Raw genomic sequence first — 24,814 nt, 5'->3', positions numbered from 1 at the left:
GCGGCATGCGAAGGGTCAGACCTCGAACACGCGATAGGGTTTGTCGCCCAGGGTGCGCAGGACGGGCAGGGCGACATTATAGACCGGGACGCCGCGTGCGGTGCGGCCCTCGGGCGCGCCGCGGTGAGCGTGTCCATGGACCACCAGCCTGACGTTCTCATAGCGGTCGACCACCTCGCCGAGACGGGAGGAGCCCAGGAAGGGATGGATTTCGGGCGGTTCGCCGACCACCGTGTCCACCACGGGCGAATAGTGGAGCAGGACCACGCTGCGTTCTGTGCGCAGGGTGCGGATCGAATTCTCGATCAGGTTGGCGTCCTCGACGGCGTGCTGCACGAAATGCTTGATCGAAGCCTCCCCGAAGGGACTGAGCATGTAGCGGCCGAAACCGCCGACGAAGCCCTTGCCGCCGGCGAATCCCACTCCGTCGATCTCATAGGATTCGCCCGTCAGCATCCTGACGCCGGCCTCCGTCATCAGCCGCACGACCTCCTCGGGCTGGCCGCATTCGTGCTCGTGGTTGCCCAGGACGCCGACCATGGGGATGCGGCAGGCGCGCAGGTCTTCCAGCAGGTTCTCGACCTCCGTCGTCTTGCCGAAGTTCACAAGGTCGCCGCACAGGCACAGGACGTCGGCCTCCTCGTGCACCCGGTCGAACAGGTCGCGATAGGCCCGGCGGGAGGTTTCTCCGACGTGCAGGTCGCCGACGGCGGCGATGCGCAGCGTCCTGCCGGGGCCGGCCTCCATGCCCGGCTGCGGCGTCTGGGCGTCGGGCGTCTGGGCGTCCCGTGTCCGGGCGTCCGGTTCGGCGCGCTCAGTAGACGGGGTCATGGCGTTCCTCCAGGCCCTTGCCCACCACGTCGCCGAAGCCCCATTCGGTGATGTCGGCGATATAGTCCCGGGGGCTGAACAGACGGCCGCGGCAGACCCGGACGCGGGGCGCGGGAAGATGGACCTGGGCTTCCAGCCGTTGCAGCAATTCGGTCATCAACCAGGCGGGCACGAGGCCGCGTTCGGTGGGATAGGCGAAGCGGAAGTTGAGCAGGTGGGCCATCAGGACCTCCCAGTAGAGGTCCATCTGGTCCAGCATGGATTTCCAGTCGATGGCGTCGGACTGCTTGAGGATGACGTGGTTCACGTCCGCTCCGTCGAAGCGATAGCGATCCTGGATGAAGACCTTGGACAGGATCAGGGCCGTCGGCGGGGTGATGGTCACCTCGTGGCCGTAGACCGTGATCCGGTCTTGGCCAAACCAGCTGTCCGACACGGCGATGGTCCCGTTCGACATGGCGAAAATGACGTCGAAGAAGTGTTTGTCGTCCTTCCACACCTTGGCGATCCAGCGCTCGTCCTCGACATCCGTCCGGTAGCCTCTCTCCTGAAAGAAGGCGAGGATACGAGGGTAGTCGCCGGGCTTGCAGAAGACGTCGAGATCCTTGGTGGGACGACGGATGCCCGTATAGGCGGTCACGGCGTAGGTGCCCGAGAGCAGGAAGGGCACGCCGCTTTCCGTCAGCAGGCGGAGGCTTTCCTCGTAGAAGGCCATCGCCTCGGGCGGCGGTTCGAAGGCGGGATCGGCGACCATGTCGGACATGTGGGCGGAGTTCCTGGACAGGGCAGGGGAACGGAGCCGTGAAGGCTTGGGTTCCGCCGCTCTCCCTTGGGAACGGAGTTGAACAGGTCGATCAGGGCCCTGAGCTCAACTCGCCCCTCCTGGCGCTGCAAGGCGGGCCTCAGTTCGGCTTGGCGCCCGGCCGGGACGCGGCCGTCCGATTGAAATGAGGCCGCCCCGACGGGGAAGATGTGAACCATCTCTCAGCCAGGCGGTTAGCCTAAGCCAGGCATTAGGGAGGGCGGCATGAGCATTCATGAATTGTCGGGCGGGTGGGTTCGACCTCTGCATCGTCTGTTGCTGGCCTTTCCGATCGGCCTGTTCACCTTCGCCCTGTTCACGGACATCGCCTATCTGAAGACCGCCGAGATCCAGTGGACGAACTTCTCGGCCTGGCTGATCACCGGCGCCCTGGTGTTCGGCGGGATCGCCGGCCTCTTCTCCATCGCCGATTTCGCACTTGGCGTCCGCCGCCGCAGATCCCGCCGGGCCCTGGTCCATCTGGTCGCGCTCGCCCTGGCCTGGGTGCTGGGGCTGGTGAACGCCTTCAAGCACAGTCAGGACGCCTGGAGCTCGGTCGGCGCCCTTGGCCTGACCCTGTCAGCCCTTTGCACCCTGCTGGTCCTCGTCGCCGGCGGGATCGCCTATTCCGCGCGGGAGACCCTCTGATGAAGAAGACCCTGCTCGCCGCCGGCGTCGCAGCAATCGGCTTGTCGCTCGTCCTGGCCTCCTGCGGAAACACCAGCGATCCGAAGCTGAACCAGACCGGCGGCGCACCCGACCTGCCCGGGATCAAAGAGACCCTGGTTCCGGCCATGAAGATCAGCCCGCCCGCCGGCTGGAACGGCGAGACGCCGACCGTGCCCCAGGGCTTCACCGTCAGCGCCTTCGCGACCGATCTGAAGATCCCGCGTCAGATGCTGATCCTGCCGAACGGAGACGTCCTGGTCGCCGAGGGGCGCGGCGGTCATGCGGCGCGCCTGCGTCCCAAGGACGTGATCGCCGGCTTCATCAAGAAACAGGGCAACACCAAGATCAGCGGGGGAGACCGCATCACCCTGCTGCGTGACGCCGACAACGACGGCGTCCCCGAACTGCGCTCTGTCCTGGTCGAGAATCTGGATGCGCCATACGGCCTGGCCTATGTGGAGGGCTACCTCTATGTCGCCGAACAGGGCGCGCTGACCCGTTTCGCCTTCCAGCCGGGGCGGACCGGCATTGCGACGCCGGGCGAGCGCGTGACGGTCCTGCCTTCGCGCATCAACCATCACTGGACCAAGTCCCTCGCCGCCAGCGCGGACGGGACCAGGCTCTATGTCGGCATAGGCTCCAACTCCAATATCGGGGAACGGGGGCTGGCCGTGGAGGAGGAGCGGGCGGTGGTCTGGGAAATCGACCGCGCAACCGGGGCGCGTCGCACGATCGCCACCGGCATCCGCAACCCGACCGCCCTGGCGATCGAACCCACGACGGGTCTCGTCTGGTCTGTGGTCAACGAGCGCGACGAACTGGGTCCGCAGCTTGTCCCCGACTACCTGACCCAGGTGCGCGACGGCGCCTTCTATGGCTGGCCCTACAGCTACTGGGGCCGGAATCTCGATCCGCGCGTGAGGCCGCAGAATCCGGACATGGTCGCCCGGGCCGTCAAGCCGGACTACGCCCTGGGGTCTCATGTCGCCGCCCTGGGTCTGGACTTCGCGCGCGACGGGGGTTTCGGGGGGGCGTTCGCCGACGGCGCCTTCATCGGCATGCACGGCAGCTGGAACCGTGAAGATCCATCCGGCTACAAGGTCGCCTGGGTTTCATTCAGCGGCGGTCGCCCGGTCGGTCGGCCCGTCGACTTCGCCACCGGCTTCCTCAAGGACGGCGAGGCGCGCGGCCGCCCTGTCGGCGTGGCCTTTGATCCGACCAAGAGGATCCTTCTGGTCGCCGACGACCTGTCCAACACGGTCTGGCGGATCGCGCCCTCTCGCTGAGAACGCCGGGATCGCCGGCATGTTTGAACCGTCGCCGTCCCGGGTCGTTAGCCGATCATGACGATCACGCCCTGGACGCCCTACTGCGGACCCGCGCCCGAACCGATGGATGTTCTGGGACGTTGGAACGGCGATCCCATGCTTCTTGCGGGTGTGGGCCTCCTCGTCGCGGGCGGCGTGTTTCTGGTGATGAGGAACCGCGCCGGGGGACGCGCCTTGCTGGGAGCGGCGGGCGTCCTGGTCGTCGTTTTCATCTCGCCGCTTTGCGCTCTCAGTTCAGCCCTGTTCACGGCGCGCACCCTGCATCACCTCCTGCTCCTGCTCGCTGCGGCCCCCTTGCTCGCCCTGAGCCTTCCGCGCCTGAAGACGCCCCGCCTGGGGCTGGCGACGGCGGTTCAGGCCCTGGTCTTCTGGGCCTGGCACGCGCCCGATCTCTATGCGGCGGCGCTGTCGAACGACGCCGTCTACTGGCTCATGCAAGCGACGATCCTCGGCGGCGCCGTCTGGTTCTGGGGGGCGGTGTGCGCGTCCAGCGCGCCCGCCGCTGTCGCGGCTCTTTTGGCGGCCATGCTGCTGATGGGCTTGCTGGGGGCCCTGATCGTCTTTGCGGGGGAGCCCCTCTACGCGCCGCATTTCGCCTCGACCCTGGCCTGGGGGCTGACGCCGCTTGAAGACCAGCAGGCGGCGGGCCTGATCATGTGGGCGCCGGCGGCGGCGGCCTATCTTCTGGTCGCCCTGTGGCGGGTCGCCGGCCTGTTCCAGGGGCGCGAGACGGCGCGCCCGGCATGATCGACCGGCTGATCGCGCAGGCGCTGGAGTGGGCCGCCGGCCATCATGACGAAGGTCGCTATTCGCCGGTCGCCATCCTCTTCCACTGGACCATGGCGGGCCTGGTCGTCTTCCAGCTAGGCTGGGGCTGGTGGATGGGGCGGTTGCCCGTCGGCGGCGCCAAGTCGGCGGCCTATGAGGTGCATTTCGCCGTCGGCCTGTTGATGCTGCTGCTGGTCATCGGTCGGCTGTCCTGGCGGCTGGCCGCGCCCAATCTGATCAATGACGCGGACAAGCCGGGGTGGGAGAGCGTAGCGGCGCACGTGACCCACTATGTCTTCTACATCTGCCTGTTCGGCCTGCCGCTGTCGGGATGGGCCATGGTCTCCGCCACGGCGCGCGACACTCAGCTGGCGGCGGCGGGCCTTGTCCCATGGCCCTTGCTGCCGATGCAGGATGTCTCGAACACCCGGCTTTGGGCGATAGAAGCCGTCGCGGAATGGATGCACTGGGCCATGGTGGCGGCCTTGTTGCTGATGATCCCGATACACGCCGGGGCCGCCCTCAAGCACCATCTGATCGATCGGGACGACGTGTTTCACGCGATGCTGCCGGTCGCGCCGCAGCTGCGGCCGAAACGGACGCGGTGGCAGAGGCGCTGGCGGACCCTGGAGAAACGGGTTGGCCGGACAGCCACCGGGCTATGGCGCGCGCTTCTGCGTCCGTCAGCCTCTGGACAGCGGCGGCCATGACGCCGCGAGGATCGTTGCGGCGCTTGCCCGACTTCCAGCGGTCGATCTGCTCCAGCGTATAGGCGGTTGGCTGGCCCGCGACGGCTGGCTGGCCTTCGCCGGCGCCCTGGCCGCTGGGGCCGTGACAGGATGCGCAGGCCGTGATCCCGCGCGAGAGGTCGCCTGTCCGCCAGATCGTCGGGGACGCGGCGACGGAAAGGGAGGCGCTCCCTGGCGGCGAAGTGGGCAGACCGGCGTAGAAGCCGGCGACGGCGCGTCGGCTGTCGGCGTCCAGATCCCTGGCTATGCGGGTCATGAGGTCGTCGGGCCGCAGGCCGCTGGCGTAGTCCTCCATCTGTTTTTGCAGATAGCCGGCGTCCAGTCCGGCCAGACGGGGCGTGGAGACGCCGTCGCCCTGACCCTGCAGTCCATGACAGGTGAAACAGGCGTTCGTCGCGCCGCCCGCGCCGCCGCCCATAGCGATGACCTGTCCGGTGGCCGAGAAGGCGCGGTCGGTCTCGCCCGGCGCGGCGTCGCACGCGACCAGACCGGGGCCGGCCAGGACGAGAGCGATAAGAGCGAAGGAAGGGAGGGCGCGCACCCCTTCCCAACACCGCCTTATGGCCCCGGTTCCAGGCGGGAACCCCTGAGGCTGCGACGGATTGGGTTCTGGTGAAGCTGGAAAGGGGCGGGATGCGATCATGTATGGACGATGCGGACCATAGGGGCCTTGCTGCTGGCGGGGGGGCTGTGCGCCGCCGCGACGGCCTGCGCCGACAAGGCGAATGCGCCGCGCGCCCTGGCCCAGGCCGACGCCGCGCAGGGGCTGGCGCTGATCGAACGCCATGGCTGCGCCGCCTGCCACGCCATCCCCGGCGTGCGCTGGCCGCAAGGACGAACGGGAGGGAATCTGGCGGGCGTGGGGGCGCGACCGATGATCGCGGGACGCCTGCCCAACCAGCCGGAGGTGATGGCGGCCTTCGTGCGGGACGCGCCGGCTCTGCTGCCCGACACGGGAATGCCGCCCATGCCCCTGACCGACGCCGAAGCCCGCGACGTGGCGGCCTATCTCTATACCCTCGATGACGAGTGAGACGCCCGCCATGCTGAGCGGCTGGCCGCCCCCGGTGCTGGATCCCGCCGGCCCCTTCGCCGGACCCGTGACCACGGTCGCCTGGGTCCTGTTCATCATGGGGGCCGGGGTTCTGACCCTGGTGCTGTTCGCCCTGGTGGTCGCCCTGTTCGGCCCGCGTCGGTGGAAGCGTCGCGTGGCGGGCGAGACGCTGGTCTGGATCGGCGGACTGGCCCTTCCCGTCATCGTGCTGAGCGGCCTGCTGGTCTATGGGCTCAGCGTCACCGCCCGGGTGGCCGAGGCGCCGCGTGCGGGGGAAATGCGGGTCCGGGTGACCGGGGAGATGTGGTGGTGGCGCGTGGCCTATCTCGATGATCAGGGGCGCGAGATCGTTCAGGACGCCAATGAGGTCCATATTCCCGCCGGTCGTCCGGTGGTGCTGGAGCTGGAGAGCGCGGATGTGATCCACAGCGTCTGGATCCCGCGCCTCGGCGGCAAGACCGACATGATCCCCGGCCGGCGCAACTTCATGCGTCTGCAGGCCGACGAGCCGGGCGTCTACGCCGGCCAGTGCGCGGAATACTGCGGCGGCCCCCACGCCCTGATGGGACTGGTGGTGGTGGCCCATTCGCCGGCGGATTTTGCGGCGTGGCGTCTCAGGCAGGCCGCCCCGGCGACGGCGTCGACCCTGCCCGGCGCGGCGGTCTTCTCGGCCTCCGGCTGCGGCGCCTGTCACACCATCAGGGGCACGGAGGCCAATGGTCTCGCGGGGCCCGACCTGACCCATGTCGGATCGCGCCAGACCCTGGGGGCCGGCATCCTGCCCAATAACCAGGGGACGATGGCGGGCTGGATCGCCGACAGCCAGGGTATCAAGCCCGGCAATCGCATGCCCTCCTATCCCGTCCTGAGCGGGCAGGAACTGCGTGAGGTCGCCGCCTACCTGGAAAGTCTGAAATGACGTCGGAAACAGGATTCGACGTCGGCAAGTATGATCGTTTTCCGACGTCCGAGCCTCGACCCCAGGGCGAACTGGAGCAGCTGGAGAAGGCCTGGTGCGGCCCGCGAACGCCGGGGGAGTGGATCACGGCGACCAACAACAATATCATCGGCGTCTATTACGTCGGCGCGGCCATGCTCTTCTTCGTGCTGGCGGGGGTTCTCGCCCTCTTGATGCGGACCCAGCTAGCCCTGCCGATGACCGGCTTCCTGCCTCAGGAGACCTACAACCAGATCTTCACCATGCACGGCACGGTGATGATGTTTCTGTTCGCCGTGCCGGCGGTCGAGGCCCTGGGCGTCCTCTTGCTGCCGCAGATGCTCGGCGCGCGCGACCTGCCGTTTCCGCGGCTGGGGGCCTATGCCTTCTGGGCCTATCTGATCGGGGGGCTGGCCTTCTTCTGCTCCCTTTTCGTCGGTCTGGCGCCGGACGGCGGCTGGTTCATGTACCCGCCTCTGACCAGCACCACCTATTCGCCGGGGATCAACGCCGACTTCTGGCTGCTGGGCATCGGCTTTATCGAGATCTCGGCCATCGCCGGGGCCATAGAGATCATCGTCGGGGTGCTGAAGACGCGCGCGCCCGGCATGACCCTGGACAGGCTGCCGATCTTCGCCTGGGCCATGCTGATCTTCGCCTGCATGATCATCATCGCCTTCCCCTCCATCATTCTGGCGACCCTTCTTCTGGAGCTGGAACGGGCCTTGGGCTGGCCCTTCTTCGATCCGCTCAAGGGCGGCGATCCCCTGCTGTGGCAGCACCTGTTCTGGTTCTTCGGCCACCCGGAGGTCTACATCATCTTCCTTCCGGCGGCGGGAGCCATGTCCACCATCATCCCGGCCATGGCGCGCACGCCGCTGGTCGGACACCCGCTGGCGGTCATGGCCATGCTGGCGACGGGCTTCATCAGCTTCGGCGTGTGGGCGCACCACATGTTCACCACCGGCATGCCGCAGATCTCGATCAATTACTTCAGCGCCGCCTCCATGGCCGTCAGCGTGCCGGCGGGCATCCAGGTCTTCGCCTGGATCGCCACCATGGCGGCGGGGAGGATGCGCTTCTCCACCCCGGGTCTTTTCGCCACGGGCGGGTTGGTGATCTTCGTCATGGGGGGACTGTCCGGCGTCATGGTGGCCATGGTCCCCTTCGACTGGCAGGCCCACGACAGCTACTTCATCGTCGCCCACCTGCATTACGTCCTGATCGGCGGCATGGTCTTCCCCCTGTTCGCCGCCATCTACTACTGGCTGCCCATGTCCAGCGCCCGGCCGCTGAGCAAGCGGTGGGGGCGTTGGATTTTCTGGCTGATGTTCGCCGGGCACAACATCACCTTCATGCCCATGCACCTGACGGGCCTGATGGGCATGCCGCGACGGGTCTACACCTATCTGCCGGACCGCGGCTGGGACCTGCCCAACCTCATCTCCACGCTCGGGGCCTTCATGTTCGGGATGGCGGTGCTGCTGTGGGTCGTCGACATGGCCCGCAACTACCGACCCTTTGGCTCGCGTGAGGCCGGCAATATCCACGGCGGTCCCGGTCTGGAATGGCTGCCCAGCGGCTTCTATTCCGTGCGCTCCATCCCGGTGGTGAAGAGCCTCTATCCCCTGTGGGAGCAGAAGGGGCTGGCCCAGGAGGTGGCGGCGGGCCGCTACCTCCTGCCGGGCGCGGCCCGGGGCGAGCGCCAGACCCTGGTCACCAGCCCTCTGAACGCCGAGCCGCAGTATGTGCTGCGTATCCCCAGACCATCGGCCTGGCATGTTTTCGGGGCGGTCTTCACGGCGGGCTTCTTCCTGATCCTCACCATCCAGGCCTATGCCGCGGCCGTCGTCAGCGGGGTTCTGGCCATCTACTGCATCATGCGTTGGTGCTGGTTCCTGGACGCGCCTCATGCTCGCAAGACGACCGACATCGGGGCGTCGATCCGCGTGCCCAACTATGTGTCAGGTCCGTCCAGTCACGGCTGGTGGGCCATGGTGATCGTCCTGATCGTCGGCGGCATGGTCTGCCTGCTGGCCGGCTTCTCCTATGTCTTCCTGTGGAGCCGACGGCCGGACCTGTGGCAGGCCCCGCCGGCCATCAGCTCGCTCATGGCGTCCGTCGGCCTGCTGGTCGTGGCCGGGCTTTGCGCCGTCGCGGCGCCGCGGGCCGTGCGAATGGCGCGCGCGGGGGCGGTTTCGGCTGCAGCCGGCCTGCTGGTGCTGGCCTGCGTGGCGGCGATCGCCGCGATGTTCCTGGAGGGCAGGGTGTGGTGGGCGAGCGGCCTGCGGCCGGAGGCTTCCAGCCAGGGGGCTTCGGTCTACGCCCTGCTCAGTTGGGCCGGGACCTTCGCGGCTATCGGCGGCTTGATGGGCCTCTATGTCATGCTGAGGCGCCTGTTCGGCCGTCTGGCGGCTGAACGCCCTTCGACGGTGGACCTGATCAGCCTCTTCCTGGCCTTCACCGCAGCCCAGGCGATCGGCGTCATCCTCCTGGTCCGCCTCTTCCCGGGCGGCGGGGCATGAGGCGCTGGTTGCGGATGACCGGCGGCCTGCTGATATGGGCCCTGCACTTCGTCGGGGTCTATCTGATTTCCAGCGCCGCCGACGTCTGGTCGTCCAGCGAGGCCGGGAGCGCGCGCTGGACAGGACTGGCCTTCAGCATCGGCTGTCTGCTCTGCGTCATCGCCCTGGCGGTCTGGCTGGTCCGGGGAAGGCGCGAGGGCTCCCGCGCTGAGGCGTGGGAGCGTCGCGTGGGCCTGACGGGGGCTCTGGTCGCCGGGATCGGCGTCCTATGGCAGACGGCGCCATTGGCCTTCTGATGGTTTACGGCCACGCTGTACCTCTTTGAGATTGGAACGTATCATGAACATATGGCGCGTATCGAACTTCGACGAAAGCTCTCCATCCTGTCCGATGCGGCCAAGTATGACGCCTCGTGCGCATCTTCCGGTGCGCCCAGGCGCAACTCCCTCGGGGGCAAGGGCGTGGGTTCGACCGAGGGCATGGGGATCTGCCACGCCTATACGCCGGACGGGCGCTGCGTCAGCCTGCTGAAGATATTGCTGACCAACTTCTGCATCTACGACTGCGTCTACTGCATCAATCGGTCGTCCTCGAACGTCGAACGGGCGCGGTTCACGGTCGACGAGGTCGTCGACCTGACGCTGGCCTTCTACAAGCGCAACTATATCGAGGGGCTGTTCCTCTCATCCGGCGTCGTCCGCTCGGGCGACTATACGATGGAGCAGCTGGTCGAGGTCGCGCGCCGTCTGCGCGAGGACCATGATTTCCGGGGCTATATCCACCTCAAGCTGATCCCCGAGGCGGACGAAAGGCTGGTGGCGCTGGCGGGGCGTTACGCCGACCGTCTGTCGGCCAATATCGAGCTGCCGCGCGACGAGGCGCTTGGGCGACTGGCGCCTGAAAAGGATGCCCGCCTGATCCGCAAGACCATGGGACAGGTGCGGCTGAGGCTGGACGCGGCCAGGCCCGAGAAGAGGGACCGGGTCCGTCCGCCGGCCTTCGCGCCGGCGGGCCAGTCGACCCAGTTGATCGTCGGGGCGGACGGGGCGCCGGACACGGAAATCCTGGACCGCAGCGCCTCTCTCTATGGCGGCTACGGCCTGCGCCGGGTCTATTATTCGGCTTTCAGTCCCATTCCCGACAGTTCCAGCATCCTGCCGCTGTCGAAACCCCCGCTCATGCGCGAGCATCGCCTCTATCAGGCCGACTGGCTGATGCGCTTCTACGGCTTCACCGCGCCCGAGATCGGGGAGGGGGCGTCGGACGGCATGCTGGATCTGGGGGTCGATCCCAAGCTGGCCTGGGCGCTGAAGCGGCGCGACGTCTTCCCGACCGACGTCAATCTGGCCCCACGCGAAGACCTGTTGCGCGTGCCGGGGCTGGGGGTGAAGGCGGTGGATCGCATCCTGTCGGTGCGGCGCTACCGTACCCTGCGCCTGGAGGACGTGGCGCGCCTGACGCGTTCCATAGACAAGGTGCGCCCCTGGATCGTCGCCCTGGACTGGACGCCCGGAGGATTGACGGACGCCGCCGACCTTCGCGCCCGGCTGGCCCCCCGGCGCGCGCCGGAACAGTTGAGCCTGTTCTGATGCGCACCATCAGCCTGGCGAACGAGACGGACTTCGCTGGATGGAAGGCGGCTGCGCGCCGGCTGCGCCGTGCCGGGGTTGAACCCGCCAGCGCGCGCTTTGTCACGGCCGGATCGGTCCAGGGCGGGCTTTTCGACGCTGATGAGGGGCCGGGCGCGGTCGCCGTGGACGACGCCTTCGTCGTCCCTCGGGCCTTCATGGAAACGGCAGGCGACCTGATCCTGCATCGCGCGCCGGACCGGTTCGACCTGATGTACCGTTTGCTGTGGCGGCTGCGGGACGAGCCCGATCTGATGCGGGTGGTCTCCGACCCTGATGTCGCCGCCGCGGCCGAGCGGGTGAAGAACGTGCGCCGCGCCAGCCACAAGATGAAGGCCTTCGTCCGGTTTCGCGAGACAAGGGATGCGCAAGGCGACCGCTGGGTCGCCTGGTTCGAGCCGGCCCATCGCGTTCTGGAGAAAACCGCCCCCTTCTTCGCGCGACGCTACAGCACGATGCGATGGAGCATTCTTACCCCGGACGGGACCGCTCACTGGGATGGGGACGGGCTCGCCTTTGGCCCGCCGGGACGACAGGAGGAGGGGCCGCAAGACGACGAGGTCGAGGATTTCTGGCTCACCTACTACGCCTCGACCTTCAATCCGGCGCGTCTGCGTACGCGCATGATGCAGTCGGAGATGCCGAAGCGGTATTGGAAGAACCTCCCCGAGGCGTCTCTGATCCCCGAACTGGTGGCCTCTGCGGCGATCCGCACCGAGGTCATGGTCTCCGAACCTTCCTCTCTTCCCAATGAGAAGTTTCAGCGCCTGCGCCCGCCGACCGTAGATCGGACGTCGACCGATGAGCTTGTCGCTTTGGAACCGGCGGACCTGGAGCGAGGCGTGCAGAACTGCCGTCGCTGCCCCCTTTGGCGGGATGCGACCCAGGGCGTCTGCGGACAGGGACCGCGCGAGGCGCGTCTGATGATTGTGGGCGAGCAGCCGGGCGATCATGAAGACCTGGCGGGACAGCCCTTCCTCGGGCCGGCAGGGCAGGTTCTCGACGCCGCGCTCGCCGAAGCGGGCGTCCAGCGCGCAGAGGTCTACCTGACCAATGCGGTCAAGCACTTCAAGCATGAGCCGCGCGGCAAGCGCCGCCTGCACAGGACGCCCCACGCGGGCGAGGTCCAGGCCTGCCGTTGGTGGCTGGAACAGGAGCGAAGGCTCGTCCAACCGCGGCTGATCCTCGCCATGGGTGCGACGGCGGGGCTGGCGGTCCTGGGGCGAAAGCCCTCCATCATGGCGGAGCGGGGCGCGCTGGTTGAAACGCCGGATGGCGGGCGCGTCCTGCTGACGCTCCATCCCGCCTTTGTCTTGCGTGTGCCCGATCCTGAAGCCCGTCGCCGCGCCCATGCGACCCTCGTCGAAGACCTGAAGATGGCGAGGAGAGAAGCGGGGCTGGCTTGATGCGGTCCTGGGTCGTCCGCCCTCCTTCCAGGGGGCGGAGGCAGGATCGCGTCCTGGTCTTCTCTGCAGGCCAGCTGCTCCTGGCCGGTCGAAGACTGGGGGTGCAAAGGGCCAGCTTGATCAACTCTTCCTTCTCGTGGCGAACCTATGCGCTTGCCCCTCACCCTAGATGGTGGGGGGCGTTTTTTTGGATCAGCGATCAAGCGTGCGACCCCTGAATCTAACGGTCGAAGGATCGAACCTGGCTCCATAATCTGGGGGACGGTAGCGCCGCGCCCTTATGATCACCATCTATCTCAGGCCGACGCCCGGAAGGTGACTTTCCTTGACACGGGCTTTGACCTTTGCGGCAAGCCGTTCGGCCGCTTCCTTAAGGTACAACATGATAGAAGACGCCTACGTTCGACTTTACGCCCATGACTTTGTGCAGATGGCTGGCCGCTCCGAACTCGGCCAGAACGTACAGGGTGATGTCGAAAAGAGGCTGTCCGACGCTCGCGCTCACGCCGTCATCATGGATGATCGCAAGACTCCAGGCCATCTCAAAGCTCTGGTGGAACGATTGCGAGAACTCGCGCCCGAATTCTCAGGCCGCGTCATGTTGAAGGGCGCCAATCTCGAAGACGCTGCGGAGCGGCGGCTCGTCTTTCTGAACCGTATCGCCGATGCATTGGCTGGCGCTGCGCCTGCGTCGTCCTCGCGTGTGATCGCAGTCTCATAAGCGAGCGGGCTCGCGTTGTCGCTAGGCGCAAAGCTGGTGATGGAGCAATGGACGTAGCCGACCCGACGAAGTTCGCAACAAGTTCGCTCATGGGGCCGCAACGTGGCGGCTGGGCCGCCGTTCCTCTGAGTTCAGGAGGGCGCAGAGGAACTCGATGGCGGCATGCGCCGCCGCCGAGTCCGGCGCGGCCGTTGAGAAGCTGGCGGCTCTAATCCTTGTTCTGGAGCGTGTCCTGGTCCTGTTCACGCAGCCAGTTGTGGGCCTTGGTCGCCGCCACGGCGCCGTGGCCCATGGCGACGCTGATCTGGTCCAAGCCTTCCACGACGTCTCCGGCGGCGAAGACGCCGGGAACCCCGCTGTCGGCGACGCAAGCGGCCGTCACGCAACCAGCCTCGGTAAGGTCGATCCCGAGTTGCTGCGCCAGGCCTGAACGTGGCCGACACCCCAGCGCGGGATAGATGACGTCGAACTCCAGACGCGCGCGATCCTCGAGCAGGACGCCGATGTGATCTGGTCCGGGCGCCAGAGCGATCAGGGCTCCCGCTTCCACCTTGATTTCGGCAGCGGCCAACTCCTGGACCTGGGCAGGGGCGAGTTCGGGGTGGCTGAGCGGCATCAGGGTGATGTCGTTCGAGTATTGTCGCAGGAAGAGGGCCTCGCTGGCGCCGTTGGTGTCGCAACCGATCACGCCGATCCTTTTGTCCAAGTGCTCATATCCGTCGCAGACGGGGCAATAGCGAAGCACCCCCGCTCGGATCGCCGCCTCATGAACCCCGTCCGGCAGATCGACCTGGTTGAGATCTATCCCCGTAGCTAGAATGACGGCCCGGCTCTCTCGGGTCGAGCCGTCCTCAAGATTCAGGCGAAACCCGCCGGATATCGCTTCGACTGTAGTCACCTTCGCCTCTTCCACGACCGCGCCATACTGGACAGCATGGCGCGTCATGCGCGCGATCAGGTCGGGTCCCCGAACACCATCGGGAAATCCTGGAGCATTGTGCGTGAGGGGAATCCGGAGCGCGCGGCTGGACCCGTCGTGCAGCACGAGCGGGGCCCGACGGTATCTCGCCAGGTAGAGGGCTGCTGTCAGGCCTGCGGGCCCGGCGCCGATGATGACGATATCGCGTCCAGAGATCATTTCTTCAGTCACCGCCAGGAGACCATTTCGAGCTGTTGCGCCGTGCGAACAAATCGCGCGGGGCTGGGTTCCGTTTCTGGCGCGAGAGCCGGCGGGGCCATCAGTTCAACGGGCGCTGGCGATCAAGGCGCCGCAGTCGGCGTCTTCCGCCAGGCCAGGATCGATGAAGCCCAGCAGCGCCGCAACGGGGTTGACCAGGGTCGCCAAGGCGCCGACCAGGCCGCCCTGCGTCGCCACCGCTGAGGCGTCCACGCCAAGGCGCGGGGAGGCGAGGGGGCCACGGACCGTGATGGGCGCCCAGACCCGCAGAAGCCGCGGCTTTTTGGTTTCGCCGTCGAGCCTGAGGCTCGCGCCCACTACCTGCCGGCCTTCTCCCGGTTGGGAGGATACGAGCGCACGGATCTGGATCGGATGGCCTGGGGACCGCGCGGTCACAGGCGGCTGTTCGAATACTGGGCCCACGAGGCGTCCCTGGTCCCCTTTGATCTGCATCCGCTCCTGCGATGGCGCATGGCCCAGGCCGACCGCGGCGAGACGGGCTGGGGCAGGATGAAGCTCTACGCGGGCGAACGTCGTCCCGAGGCCATGGAGATTCTGGACCGCATCCGGACCGACGGCCCCATGGCGGCCTCGGATTTCGAAGCTCACAAGGGGCGACCCGGCTGGTGGGAATGGAGCGACACCAAGCGGGCGCTGGAGTGGCTGTTCTGGGCGGGCCATATCACCACCGCCGAGCGACGAGGGAGTTTCGAGCGGGTCTATGACCTCGTCGAACGGGTCCTGCCCGAGGCGGTCCTGGCGGCGCCGACGCCTGCGGATGTCGACGCGCATCGCGGACTGATCGAAAGGGCGGCGCGGGCGCACGGGGTCGCGACCGAGGCCGAGCTGCGCGAATATTTCCGTCAGCCCCTGGATGCGACGCGGCGGGCGATCACGGACCTGACGGAGGAGGGGGTTCTGATCCCGGTCTCGGCGCCGGGCAGTCGTCGCGCCTGGGTGCATCGCGATGCGCGGACGCCGCGCAAGATCGAGGCATCGGCCCTTCTTGCCCCTTTCGATCCGCTGATCTGGCATCGGGACCGCGCCGAACGCCTGTTCGGCTTCCGCTACCGGATCGAAATCTACGTGCCGGCGGAGAAGCGGATGCACGGCTATTATGTTCTGCCCTTCCTTCTGGACGATGGGCTCGTCGCCCGCGTGGATCTGAAGGCGGATCGCCAGCAGGGGCGATTGATCGTGCGTTCCGTCCATCTGGAGGAGGAGGCGCCGTCCCATACGCGCGACGCTCTTGAGGCGGAGCTTGACCGCATGGCGGCGTGGCTGGGCCTGGAGGCCGGCGTGATGTCTGGACCGGGCTCCAGGGGAGCGCCACGACCTGGCTCAGGGCCGATGAAGGCCTAGGCGGCGGAACCTTGTCAGAACCCTAGAGTTCCGGTCGTTCCTCCGCTTCGGCGTGAGGCGCGGCCCGGCCTCTTCCGTCCACTGCCCCCCATTGCGACTGAGGCGGCCGGGTCGCTTGCAGACTTGTGCACCTTCCGCCCACCAGATGCGGCCTTCTCTCCAGAGGCGTCGTCCCTTAAGGACGGCCGCTTTCAGCGGGTTGGCGTGTCGCCGCGAGAGACAGGATCGGGTCAGAATGGCGAAATACGAACCTCTCGTTCGGTACCTGCGTCGACAGAAGGCGGCTGAGGTCGACCTGAGTTTTCGTGACATCGAGCGGATCGTCGGCGGCCTGCTTCCCAAGGCGTCGGCCGACCTGAAGTGGTGGCGCGTCGAGGACGGCCCGTCGGCTCCGCCGCAGCAACGCGCCTTTGCGGCGGCGGGATATGTCCCCCAACCGGAGTTGCGCGCCGAACGCGTTCGCTTTGTCCGCTCGGTGCCTCCAGCCGCATCGGCGGACTGACCCGGCCCTCGAGTTCAGGGACTTCGGACGTTCGGTCCAGGGATTTCAAGCCGCCGCCTTCCGCCCTTTCTCGGCATCGGCAGGCATGAGGGGCTCAATGGGGAAGCCCAGGTCCGGATTGCTGCGAACTCTGACGAGCCGCTCTCCATGGTAGAGGCAGATGGTGGAAAAGCCGATCCACTCCGCCATGACGGTTTCCAGCGCATTGATCGCCGAGGTGTCGTCGCTGGCCCCGAGAACCCGGATTTCCCTGGCGGGCACGCCGGGCATGTTAACGATGCAAAAATATGAAATCACGCAACTTTCCTCGATCAGGCGCCACTAACGATCGCCGGGGCGAGGGGTTCCGAACGGCGACAATCGGTCCCGCATCCGTTTCACCTTGCCGCATGAGCCTGCCTGGCGCCCTCCGGCGCTCGTCCGCGCTTGCCTGCCGAGGACAAGCCGTTACCAGAGCCGCATGAAACCCTTTCTCGCTTCCCTCGCCGTCGCTGCGCTTCTTTCCGGCTGCGCCAGTGTCCTTCCCGCTCCCTCAGGCAGAGCGCCGCTCAAGGTCGCGAGCTGGAACCTCGAACATCTGGCCGAGATGGACGGCCAGGGATGCAGGCCGCGCGTGGAGGCCGACTACGCCCTCCTGCGCCGTCATGCCGATGCGCTCGGGGCCGATGTGATCGCCCTTCAGGAGGTCGAGAACCGGGCAGCGGCGGAACGGGTTTTCGATCCGGCGAAATATGATGTCGTCATGTCGACCCGCCCGGCGAGCGAACGCGGTCCGGAATGCCGCGGGCTCCCTGGCCGCTACATCCAGAACCAGGCCGTCGGTTTCGCCATCCGCAAGGGCGTCGTCTGGTCCCGCAACGCCGACCTCTCGGCTCTGGCGCTCGGCAATCCCAATCTGCGGTGGGGCGTCGACATCACTGTCGCCGAGGGACGGCCGCTGCGGCTCCTGGCCGTCCATCTGAAGTCCGGATGCAATTCAGGACGCTCCTCGACCGATCCCGACTGCCCTGTGCTGTTCGACCAGCTCCCGGTGCTGGAGACCTGGGTTGATGAGCGGGCGCGGGCGGGGGAGGCCTTCGTGCTCCTTGGCGACTGGAACCGGCGGATGGCGAGTTCGGGCGACGCCTTCTTCGATGGACTTGATGACAGCGACCCGGCTGAAGGGGCGCTCAGCCTGGCCGGCGGAGACCGATCGGCGACCTGCAAGACGCGCTACCGGGAGTTCATCGACTTCATCGTGGTCGGCGTGAAGGCCGCAGCGCGTGTCGAGCCGGGCTCGTTCGAAGAATATGTCTATGACCAGCCCGAAGCCGAGCATCCTTCCGATCACTGCCCCATAGCGGTGCGCATTCAGGGCTGACAGCGACTCCAGTCCTGGCGTGCTGCGGCCGGGTCGCTGTCGGGACGGATAAAGAGGGCGCCGGGTTCAGAACGGACCTAGCCCCCGTTCGTTGTCTGCTTCGCGCCGTCAGCGAGGTCAGGATGCCGAACTACACCCTCTACTACTGGGCCGCACCGTTTCGCGGCCAGTTCGTCCGCGCCCTTCTGGCCTATGGCGGCGAGCCCTGGCTCGAGGCCGGCGACGAGGCGACCAGCGCCTTGATGGAAGGCGCGCTGGAAGACATGCCGGTTCCCTTCATGGGGCCTCCGGTCCTGGTCGACCACGCCGCCGGCGTGGCTCTGTCCCAGATGCCGGCGATCCTCCTCTACCTTGGAGACAGGCTCGGGCTCCTGCCGGAAGATCCCGGCAGGCGGGCCTTGTCGATCAAGGTGGTCAACGACGCCAATGACGTGATCGACGACCTCACCCTGGATGGAGGGCGTCAGATGTGGACCGAGGCCCGATGGGCGGCCTTTGTCCCGCGCCTGCGAAAATGGATGGGGTTGTGGGAGGAGCTGGGGCGACGCCACGGCCTCACGCCTCAGTCCGGCTTCCTGCTCGGCGGCCTTGCCCCGGGCGTGGTCGACATCGTCAGCGCGACCCTCTGGTCGACCATGTCGGAGCGCTTTCCGGCTATCGGGGCGATCCTCGACGATGCAGGGCCCATGACCGCGAACCTGGCCCGACGCGTCTCTGACGTTCCGGCGCTGGCCGATCTGGCTGTTCGCGCCCGCCGCGACTATGGCGACCTCTATTGCGGCGGCCAGATCGAACAGTCGCTTCGAAGGGTTCTGGGATCGCAGTAGCCGGCGAGGTCAGGAAAGCTGAGCCTTTGCGCAGGATTTCTGCATTCTGGCCTGTGGTGCGGCGTGAGAGGTTGGGCCGTCTCTTTCGAGAGGCGTTTCCTCCCTTGAAACTGCGGGCCGCCTGGCGGCCCGCGTCTTTCGTGTTCGTCTGGACGGTCTTGGGGTAGCTTCCGGACATGCGTCTCAATCCCCTGTTCGACAATCTGCCGACAACCGTCTTCGAGCGCATGTCGGGGCTCGCGCGTCAGCATGACGCCGTCAATCTGGGGCAGGGCTTCCCGGACGGCCCGGAGCCGGCCGATCTTCTCGATGCAGCGGCGCGTGCTCTGAGGGAGCGGGGCAATCAGTATCCGCCGTCGCGAGGGCTGCCCGAGCTGAGGACCGCGGCGGCGGCCTTCTACAATCGCTTCGACGGATTGGCTCTGACCGCTGAAAACCTGGTGGTGACGTCCGGGGCGACCGAAGCGATCGCGGCGGCCTTGATGGCGGCCATTTCGCCTGGCGACGAAGTGATCATCATCGAGCCGGCCTATGACGCCTATCGCCCGCTGATCGAGCGTGCGGGCGGCGTGGTTCGGGCGGTGTCGCTGGCCCCGCCCGCATGGCGACTGACGGCCGAGGCGCTGGAGGCTGTCGTGACGCCGCGCACCCGGGTGCTGGTCTTCAATAATCCGCTCAATCCCGCGGGGCGCGCCTTTGATGCTGAAGAGGTCGAGGCGGCGGCCTCCGTCTGTCGCCGGCATGATCTGATCGCCGTCAGCGACGAGGTATGGGAGCGGCTGGTCTATGACGACCGCCGGCACATCTCGCTGGCGTCGCGCCCGGGCATGTTCGAGCGGACGCTGAAGATCGGGTCGGCGGGCAAGCTGTTCGGCATGACGGGGTGGAAGGTCGGCTTCATCACGGGGGGCGGGGTTCTGCTGGAGGCTGCGGCCAAGGCGCACCAGTACCTCGCCTTCTCGACGCCGCCTCATCTTCAGGCGGCGGTCGCCGAAAGCCTGGCCTGGCCGGAGGAGCGCTTTGGCGAGCAGGCGGCGGCCCTGGCGCGGTCGCGCGACCATCTGGCGGAGGCCTTGAAAGCTGAAGGCTTCGCGGTCCTGCCGTCAGAGGCGACCTATTTCCTGTGCCTGGACCTGAAGACTTCGGGGGTTTCAACCAGCGCCATGGACTTCGCCGATCGGGCGGTTATCGACTATGGCGTCGCCGGAATTCCGGTCTCGGCCTTCATGGCGGGGGACGCCGGCGACAGCATCCTGCGTCTGTGTTTCGCCAAGCCTGACGCCGTACTCGACGAAGCTGCGCGTCGGCTTGGAAAGGCCCGACGCGGCGACTGACCGGGCGGATCGCGGCGACGCGCTGGCGGTCCAGGCGCGCGTCTTCAGGGCGATTTCAACCGTGCGATTTCGGCGGCGATACGTTCCGGCGCGATCTCGCCCGTATGGGCCTTGGCCAACCGACCGTCGGGGTAGAGGAAGAGGGTCACGGGGATGCCGACCGTGCGGTAGTGGCGCTGCGTCGCCATGCCTGGGTCGAGCAGGATGTAATCGAAGGACAGGCCTTCGCGCTTCAGGAAGTCGCCCACCCTTGCGTCGCCTTCGCCCTGATTGATGAGGAGGAAGCGAACCTCGGGATGGGCGCGTTCGGCCTGGGCCAGGGCGGGCATTTCGCGTCTGCAGGGCGCGCACCATGTGGCCCAGAGGTTGATGACGGTCGGCCGTCCGTCGCTTGCCGCCAGATCGACCCGCGTCCCTTCCAGGGTCGCCAGGGTCACCGCCGGAGGGGGCAGGGGCTCGGTGGCGGAGGCCAGATGATGGGCCGTGGTCCACGCCAGGGTCGCGGCCGCGAGAGGCGCGATCGCCCAGGCGCGTTCTCGCCCGCTGCGCAGCAGGAAGATCAGCGACAGTGCGACGATCGGCAGGACCCAGGGCCAGTTGAAGCCGCCCTGCCAAACCGCCAGGGCGCGCAGGGGATCATCGCTGAAATAGGACCACTGGCTGATCACATGGGCCAGCCGCGCGGCGGCCAGGCCGCAGAGGACGACGACCGTGCTCCACAGGTTGAAGCGCGGACTGACGCGGCTGGCCAGCAGGCCGGTTCCGATCAGGAAGACGAAGACCCCGGCCAGGATGGCGAAACGTTCGCCCGAAAGAACGAGGGGACCGAGGGCGATGGCGTCCATGCAAGGGTTCCGGAGGGCGGCTGGGATCTTGCCTCCTATCGGGCCAAGGCGGCGGCGCCCACAGGACCTGAGGTCGCGGACCCGGTCATGACCCGCCAGGCAGCGGCCCGATGTGTGATTGCATGTTCTCTTTTCGTTCTGGTCCTGCTAGGCGTCGCCCATGGGAGAAGCGGCGGTTCGCAAGATCATCCATGTGGACATGGACGCCTTCTTTGCTTCGGTGGAGCAGAGGGACGATCCGGCCCTGCGTGGGCGACCGGTGGCGGTGGGTCACGCCGCTTCTCGCGGCGTCGTAGCCGCCGCCAGCTATGAGGCGCGCAGGTTCGGGGTGCGGTCGGCCATGCCGTCGAGCACCGCCTTGCGCAAGTGCCCGGAACTGATCTTCGCGCCGCCCAGGTTCGAGGTCTATCGCGCGGTCTCGGCCCAGATTCACGCCGTCTTCGCTGACTACACGGACCTGATCGAGCCGCTGTCGCTCGACGAGGCCTATCTCGACGTCACCGCCAACCTCAGGGGGCTGCCGACAGCCACCGCCACCGCCGATGAGATCCGCGCCCGCATCCTGGAAGAGACCGGACTGACGGCCTCGGCCGGGATTTCCTACAACAAGTTCCTGGCCAAGCTGGCGTCGGACCAGCGCAAGCCGAACGGCCAGTTCGTCGTGCCGCCCGGACGAGGCGAGGCCTTTGTCCAGGACCTGCCGGTCAAGCGCTTCCACGGCGTCGGCCCGGTGACGGCGGAGAAGATGACGCGGCTGGGTATCGAAACGGGAGCGGATCTGCGTCGCCAGTCGCTCGCCTTTCTCCAGCATCATTTCGGCAAGTCGGGACCCTGGTACTACGCCATTGCGCGTGGCGAGGATCATCGGCCGGTCAATCCGGACCGTGAACGCAAGTCCAGCGGCTCGGAGACCACCTTCGCCAAAGACCTCGTCGAGCCGGAGGCGATCGAGGCCGGCGTCGAGGAAATGGCCGACGAGGTCTGGGCCTGGTGCGAGAAGGCCGGCACGCTGGGCCGGACCGTGACGGTGAAGGTGAAGTGGGCCGACTTCCAGCAGTCGACGCGCAGCCGATCCTTCGCCGAGCCGGTCGCATCGAAAGCCCGCCTCAGGGAGATCAGCCGCCTGCTGGTGCGGTCGCTCTATCCGCCGGCCAAGGGGATCCGCCTGGTCGGGGTCGCCATCTCCAATCTCGAGAAGGCGACGGCCCAGCCTGCTGCGAACGAACTGGCGCTGTCATGACGGCGGCCCAGGGCGACCTGTTCGGCGATGCGCCTGCCCCGGTGACGAAACCGGACGGCTTCGACTACTGGCCCGGGGTTCTGTCCGCCGACGAGCAGACCGAACTGGCGTGGCAGCTTCAGAGCCTGAGCTTCAAACCCTATGAGCACATGGGCTACCAGGGATTCAGGCGCATCGTCGCCTTTGGCCGGCGCTATGACATGGAGCGGAGCAGGCTGGAGGTCGCGGATCCCTGGCCGGACTTCCTGCAAGTCCTGCTGGCCCGCCTCACGGAGCGGATCGGCCTGGACAGGGGCGACTTCGTTCAGGCTCTCATCAATGAATACGCCCCCGGCGCCGGGATCGGCTGGCACCGCGACCGGCCGGTCTATGGCGAAATCCTCGGCGTCTCCCTGCTGGCGCCCTGCGTCATGCGCCTGCGACAGAGGGACGGGGCGGGCTGGCGTCGGTCAGCGGCGCCGCTGGCGCCAGGATCGGCCTATCGGCTGTCGGGCGAGGCGCGCCGGGAATGGGAGCACTCTATCTCGCCGATGTCGGCGCTGCGCTATTCGATCACCTTCAGGACCCTGGCCTGAGCGGTCAGGCCTGGTAGCCCAGGATCTCGGCCGCCTCGGGGTAACGCTGGGCCAGCCGCGCCGCCCAGTCGGCGCCCATGGATCTGGCGGCCCTGGCCTCGCGCGGCCTGGCCAGAACAAGGCCGGCGGCCTCGCGATGCGCCGGCCAGTCCATGAGAAAACGCATGGCCGCTTCGAAGTCGGGGTGGACGGCGGCATGGGCGAAGGCCCGGTCGAGGGCCTCGACGTCGTCGAAGTCGGGCAGGCGAGCGAGGTAGTCGCGCAGGACCGGGGCTGACAGGTCGCGCTCGAACAGCTCCCAGCGCAGGGCCTGGGCCTCATCACGGCGGCCTTCGGCGTCGAGCAGGTCGATCGAGGCGGCCTCCCAGGCGGGCGTCAGTCGCGGCGCGCCTTCCTTGGGGCTGTGGCCGAAGGTCCAGCGGCGGTTCGACGGGGAGGGGCTGAGCGCGGTCTCAAGCGCCGCCCGAGCCTCGATGACGCGACCGGCGGCGAGAAGACGGCGGGCGATGTCGGCGGCGATATCCGGCGAACCGGCCTGTTCCGGGGTGACCAGAGACAGCCAGAGGTCCAGATCCTCCGCCTTGTCGGCGAGGCGACGGACGAGGTTGCGTCCGGCCGGCGTCTTTCTGGAGGCGGCGTCGAGGCTGGCGAGGAAGCTGCGGGCGAGATTAGGGCTGACGGCGTCGCCGGCCGCGGCGATCCACCGGCCGTAGTCCTGAGGCCGGCGACGAAGGGCGTCGCTTAGCTCGCGGGCGGCGCCTTCGCCCGCCGTTTCGGCCAGGGCGAAGAGGTCGGGCGCGGCCGTCTCGAATCCGACGACCAGTTCGCCCTTGGTGTCCTTCACGCGGGCGGCGAGGCCTGGATAGAGGTCGAACCAGCGCACCAGCACAGCCAGGGCCTCGGCAGGCGCCTCGGGGGCCAGGCGCTCGACGATCATGCGGCGATGCGCCTCGAGATCCTCGATCAGTTCGCCCCGTTTGCGCCAGGACACGCGGGTGCGGGCTGCGGCGAGGGCGGTCAGCCGCTTGTCGATCTCCAGCGCAAGAACCTCAGGACCGGCCTCCGCGGCGAGTTCCAGCCTGAGCCGGCGTTTGAGGTTGGCGTTGCCGGCCCCGGCCTCGATCAGCAGGTCGGCCAGGCGAGGTGCGCCGAGGTGGACAAGGCTGGCTGCGGAAAGCCGGGTCGAGATCCGTGATTGTCGCGCCATGACGTCCTTTGATGCGGGGGCGAAGCTTCGTCCGCGACGTCTTCATAGCACGGAGGGGAAGAGGTCGGTTCCGCTCGCATCGATGGGCGTCTCCCGCGCCGGCCTACCCGGCAGGAGACACCGTGGGCCCTGCCGTGCATTAGAGCGGCTCACGAGGAGGCGCCGACATGCCCAAGGTCAACGACACCGTTCATATCCGTTTTTCCATGCGCGGCATGTCGGGGCCTTTCTGGCAGACCAACGCCACGGTGGCTTCGGTCAGCGGCGCCTCGCTTCTGCTGGACGGGCTGGATCGCCAGGTTCCGGCTGTGGCGTCCGAGTTGAAGCGGGCTGGGGAAGGACGATGGACGCTCGACTGGGAGGTGCGTCGCCGGCCCTGAACGCCGCGCAATGGTAGGCGAGCGCCAAGCTTTGCCGTAAACCAGTGTCGTGGGAGCGACCGACCTCGTTCCCAAAGACGGTTCGACTCGTCTCTCGCCGAGCGGGTCGGACCGTCGCCTCGACGATCCTGAACACGGGTCGATGGCGTTCGGGCTCTGGAGAGTCCACACTGGGCCCATGGAATCAGGGCTCAAGATCGAGAACGGGTGGTCGCGCCGCGGCTATGGCGGGGGCGGCTTCGAGGTCTATCGCGGCAAGGGCCGCCATGCTCGTCGGCTGCAACCCTCGGCGTCCGGCGGCATCCTCTTCAGCCTCTTCATGAGCTGGCTCCGCGGCAAGGCTTGAGCCGCCCGACCGAAATCGGGAAGCGCTTGTGAAAGAGCGCGGCGCGCGAGGAACTTTGAGAGAGCGGCAGGGTTGATAGTCTGATCGCCAGGTGAAAATCAGACGATTGAGGTTAGGATCATCGCTCAGAAATGGGTGAAGCCCAGCCCCCAATGAAAGCCCGACGCGCACCCCGACAGGGGCAACGCCGGGCTTTCGCTGTTTCCGGGCAGCCCTGCATTGGCACGTTCGCGGTATTTGG

At 67.4% G+C, this 24,814-nt stretch carries 27 protein-coding genes and 1 pseudogene; 20 read left to right on the top strand and 8 right to left on the bottom strand.

Annotation, left to right across the window (positions count from 1 at the left end):
* Positions 1–15: 15 nt before the first annotated feature.
* Both RTY13_RS10460 and RTY13_RS10455 read right to left on the bottom strand, forming a co-directional pair.
* Complete coding sequence (locus tag RTY13_RS10460; RefSeq protein ID WP_312783260.1) at positions 16–831, bottom strand: metallophosphoesterase; 816 nt, start codon at positions 829–831, stop codon at positions 16–18.
* A complete protein-coding gene (locus RTY13_RS10455) occupies positions 815–1,594 on the bottom strand; it encodes a hypothetical protein (protein WP_312783258.1) in 780 nt (259 codons plus the stop codon). Before RTY13_RS10455 ends, RTY13_RS10460 begins: the two co-directional genes overlap by 17 nt.
* 264 nt (positions 1,595–1,858) lie before the next feature.
* Between RTY13_RS10455 and RTY13_RS10450 the strand changes: the two genes are divergently transcribed.
* Genes RTY13_RS10450 through RTY13_RS10435 form a run of 4 tightly spaced genes read left to right on the top strand, consistent with a single transcriptional unit; the run spans position 1,859 to position 5,108 of the window.
* Complete coding sequence (locus RTY13_RS10450; protein WP_312783256.1) at positions 1,859–2,281, top strand: DUF2231 domain-containing protein; 423 nt, start codon at positions 1,859–1,861, stop codon at positions 2,279–2,281.
* Positions 2,281–3,588: a PQQ-dependent sugar dehydrogenase gene (locus RTY13_RS10445; protein ID WP_312783254.1), complete on the top strand. Its 1,308-nt coding sequence runs from the start codon at positions 2,281–2,283 to the stop codon at positions 3,586–3,588. The genes RTY13_RS10450 and RTY13_RS10445 overlap by 1 nt, the downstream gene beginning before the upstream one ends.
* A 57-nt stretch (positions 3,589–3,645) precedes the next feature.
* A complete protein-coding gene (locus RTY13_RS10440) occupies positions 3,646–4,377 on the top strand; it encodes a cytochrome c oxidase assembly protein (protein WP_312783252.1) in 732 nt (243 codons plus the stop codon).
* Entirely contained in the window at positions 4,374–5,108 is a 735-nt protein-coding gene (locus tag RTY13_RS10435) for a cytochrome b (protein ID WP_312783250.1), read from the top strand. The genes RTY13_RS10440 and RTY13_RS10435 overlap by 4 nt, the downstream gene beginning before the upstream one ends.
* Here the strand turns inward: RTY13_RS10435 and RTY13_RS17705 are convergent.
* Positions 5,104–5,565, bottom strand: a pseudogene (locus RTY13_RS17705) (c-type cytochrome); the annotation flags it as partial. The gene RTY13_RS10435 and the pseudogene RTY13_RS17705 overlap by 5 nt on opposite strands.
* Before the next feature lie 234 nt (positions 5,566–5,799).
* On the opposite strand from RTY13_RS17705, the gene RTY13_RS10430 reads away from it, so the two are divergent.
* The 7 genes from RTY13_RS10430 to RTY13_RS10400 all read left to right on the top strand — a co-directional run bounded on the left by RTY13_RS10430 (position 5,800) and on the right by RTY13_RS10400 (position 13,418).
* Positions 5,800–6,180: a c-type cytochrome gene (locus tag RTY13_RS10430; protein WP_312783248.1), complete on the top strand. Its 381-nt coding sequence runs from the start codon at positions 5,800–5,802 to the stop codon at positions 6,178–6,180.
* On the top strand, positions 6,170–7,120 hold the full coding sequence (gene coxB, locus RTY13_RS10425) for a cytochrome c oxidase subunit II (protein ID WP_312783246.1): 951 nt from the start codon (positions 6,170–6,172) through the stop codon (positions 7,118–7,120). The genes RTY13_RS10430 and coxB overlap by 11 nt, the downstream gene beginning before the upstream one ends.
* Positions 7,117–9,663, top strand: coding sequence for a cbb3-type cytochrome c oxidase subunit I (locus tag RTY13_RS10420; protein ID WP_312783245.1), 2,547 nt, complete (start codon positions 7,117–7,119; stop codon positions 9,661–9,663). Before coxB ends, RTY13_RS10420 begins: the two co-directional genes overlap by 4 nt.
* Positions 9,660–9,959, top strand: a complete 300-nt coding sequence (locus tag RTY13_RS10415; RefSeq protein ID WP_312783243.1) for a hypothetical protein — start codon at positions 9,660–9,662, stop codon at positions 9,957–9,959. The genes RTY13_RS10420 and RTY13_RS10415 overlap by 4 nt, the downstream gene beginning before the upstream one ends.
* 51 nt (positions 9,960–10,010) lie before the next feature.
* Positions 10,011–11,252: a putative DNA modification/repair radical SAM protein gene (locus RTY13_RS10410; protein WP_312783241.1), complete on the top strand. Its 1,242-nt coding sequence runs from the start codon at positions 10,011–10,013 to the stop codon at positions 11,250–11,252.
* Entirely contained in the window at positions 11,252–12,697 is a 1,446-nt protein-coding gene (locus RTY13_RS10405) for a UdgX family uracil-DNA binding protein (protein WP_312783239.1), read from the top strand. The genes RTY13_RS10410 and RTY13_RS10405 overlap by 1 nt, the downstream gene beginning before the upstream one ends.
* A gap of 382 nt (positions 12,698–13,079) precedes the next feature.
* On the top strand, positions 13,080–13,418 hold the full coding sequence (locus tag RTY13_RS10400; protein ID WP_296172028.1) for a hypothetical protein: 339 nt from the start codon (positions 13,080–13,082) through the stop codon (positions 13,416–13,418).
* 208 nt (positions 13,419–13,626) lie between these two features.
* On the opposite strand, the gene RTY13_RS10395 is transcribed toward RTY13_RS10400, so the two are convergent.
* Positions 13,627–14,556 (bottom strand): NAD(P)/FAD-dependent oxidoreductase, encoded by a 930-nt coding sequence (locus RTY13_RS10395; RefSeq protein WP_312783237.1) that lies wholly within the window; start codon positions 14,554–14,556, stop codon positions 13,627–13,629.
* A gap of 105 nt (positions 14,557–14,661) precedes the next feature.
* Positions 14,662–14,808: a hypothetical protein gene (locus RTY13_RS10390; RefSeq protein ID WP_312783235.1), complete on the bottom strand. Its 147-nt coding sequence runs from the start codon at positions 14,806–14,808 to the stop codon at positions 14,662–14,664.
* A 126-nt stretch (positions 14,809–14,934) separates the two neighbouring features.
* Here RTY13_RS10390 and RTY13_RS10385 point away from each other — a divergent pair, with 126 nt between their 5' ends.
* Both RTY13_RS10385 and RTY13_RS10380 read left to right on the top strand, forming a co-directional pair.
* Positions 14,935–15,957, top strand: a complete 1,023-nt coding sequence (locus tag RTY13_RS10385) for a DNA glycosylase AlkZ-like family protein (protein WP_312783234.1) — start codon at positions 14,935–14,937, stop codon at positions 15,955–15,957.
* A gap of 235 nt (positions 15,958–16,192) precedes the next feature.
* Positions 16,193–16,459, top strand: coding sequence for a toxin-antitoxin system, antitoxin component (locus tag RTY13_RS10380; RefSeq protein WP_312783232.1), 267 nt, complete (start codon positions 16,193–16,195; stop codon positions 16,457–16,459).
* Positions 16,460–16,504: 45 nt separating this feature from the next.
* Here RTY13_RS10380 and RTY13_RS10375 read toward each other — a convergent pair whose 3' ends face one another.
* Positions 16,505–16,729 carry a hypothetical protein gene (locus tag RTY13_RS10375; protein ID WP_312783230.1) on the bottom strand — a complete coding sequence of 75 codons (225 nt, stop codon included), beginning with the start codon at positions 16,727–16,729 and terminating at the stop codon, positions 16,505–16,507.
* A gap of 190 nt (positions 16,730–16,919) precedes the next feature.
* Between RTY13_RS10375 and RTY13_RS10370 the strand changes: the two genes are divergently transcribed.
* The 3 genes from RTY13_RS10370 to RTY13_RS10360 all read left to right on the top strand — a co-directional run bounded on the left by RTY13_RS10370 (position 16,920) and on the right by RTY13_RS10360 (position 19,980).
* The gene (locus RTY13_RS10370) at positions 16,920–17,819 is read left to right on the top strand and encodes an endonuclease/exonuclease/phosphatase family protein (protein ID WP_312783228.1); all 900 of its coding nucleotides are present in this window, start codon (positions 16,920–16,922) and stop codon (positions 17,817–17,819) included.
* Positions 17,820–17,941: 122 nt separating this feature from the next.
* Positions 17,942–18,646: a glutathione S-transferase gene (locus RTY13_RS10365; RefSeq protein WP_312783226.1), complete on the top strand. Its 705-nt coding sequence runs from the start codon at positions 17,942–17,944 to the stop codon at positions 18,644–18,646.
* A 176-nt stretch (positions 18,647–18,822) separates the two neighbouring features.
* Positions 18,823–19,980, top strand: a complete 1,158-nt coding sequence (locus RTY13_RS10360) for an aminotransferase (protein ID WP_312783225.1) — start codon at positions 18,823–18,825, stop codon at positions 19,978–19,980.
* A gap of 44 nt (positions 19,981–20,024) precedes the next feature.
* Here the strand turns inward: RTY13_RS10360 and RTY13_RS10355 are convergent, their stop codons facing one another.
* Positions 20,025–20,825: a TlpA disulfide reductase family protein gene (locus RTY13_RS10355; protein WP_312783224.1), complete on the bottom strand. Its 801-nt coding sequence runs from the start codon at positions 20,823–20,825 to the stop codon at positions 20,025–20,027.
* Positions 20,826–20,985: 160 nt separating this feature from the next.
* Between RTY13_RS10355 and dinB the strand changes: the two genes are divergently transcribed.
* The gene (gene dinB / locus RTY13_RS10350) at positions 20,986–22,065 is read left to right on the top strand and encodes a DNA polymerase IV (protein WP_312783223.1); all 1,080 of its coding nucleotides are present in this window, start codon (positions 20,986–20,988) and stop codon (positions 22,063–22,065) included.
* The gene (locus tag RTY13_RS10345) at positions 22,062–22,640 is read left to right on the top strand and encodes an alpha-ketoglutarate-dependent dioxygenase AlkB (protein WP_312783222.1); all 579 of its coding nucleotides are present in this window, start codon (positions 22,062–22,064) and stop codon (positions 22,638–22,640) included. The genes dinB and RTY13_RS10345 overlap by 4 nt, the downstream gene beginning before the upstream one ends.
* A 4-nt stretch (positions 22,641–22,644) precedes the next feature.
* Here RTY13_RS10345 and RTY13_RS10340 read toward each other — a convergent pair whose 3' ends face one another.
* Positions 22,645–23,847: a DUF6880 family protein gene (locus RTY13_RS10340; RefSeq protein ID WP_312783220.1), complete on the bottom strand. Its 1,203-nt coding sequence runs from the start codon at positions 23,845–23,847 to the stop codon at positions 22,645–22,647.
* A 167-nt stretch (positions 23,848–24,014) separates the two neighbouring features.
* Here RTY13_RS10340 and RTY13_RS10335 point away from each other — a divergent pair, with 167 nt between their 5' ends.
* Complete coding sequence (locus tag RTY13_RS10335; RefSeq protein ID WP_207821742.1) at positions 24,015–24,227, top strand: hypothetical protein; 213 nt, start codon at positions 24,015–24,017, stop codon at positions 24,225–24,227.
* Between the two features lie 178 nt (positions 24,228–24,405).
* Entirely contained in the window at positions 24,406–24,573 is a 168-nt protein-coding gene (locus tag RTY13_RS10330; RefSeq protein ID WP_207821741.1) for a hypothetical protein, read from the top strand.
* The last annotated feature ends 241 nt before the right edge of the window (positions 24,574–24,814 follow it).

Source organism: Brevundimonas sp., from assembly GCF_032055285.1.
Taxonomy (GTDB): domain Bacteria; phylum Pseudomonadota; class Alphaproteobacteria; order Caulobacterales; family Caulobacteraceae; genus Brevundimonas.
The sequence above is the reverse complement of the archived record's forward strand: the minus strand, read 5'-3'. Positions and strand labels throughout refer to the sequence as shown.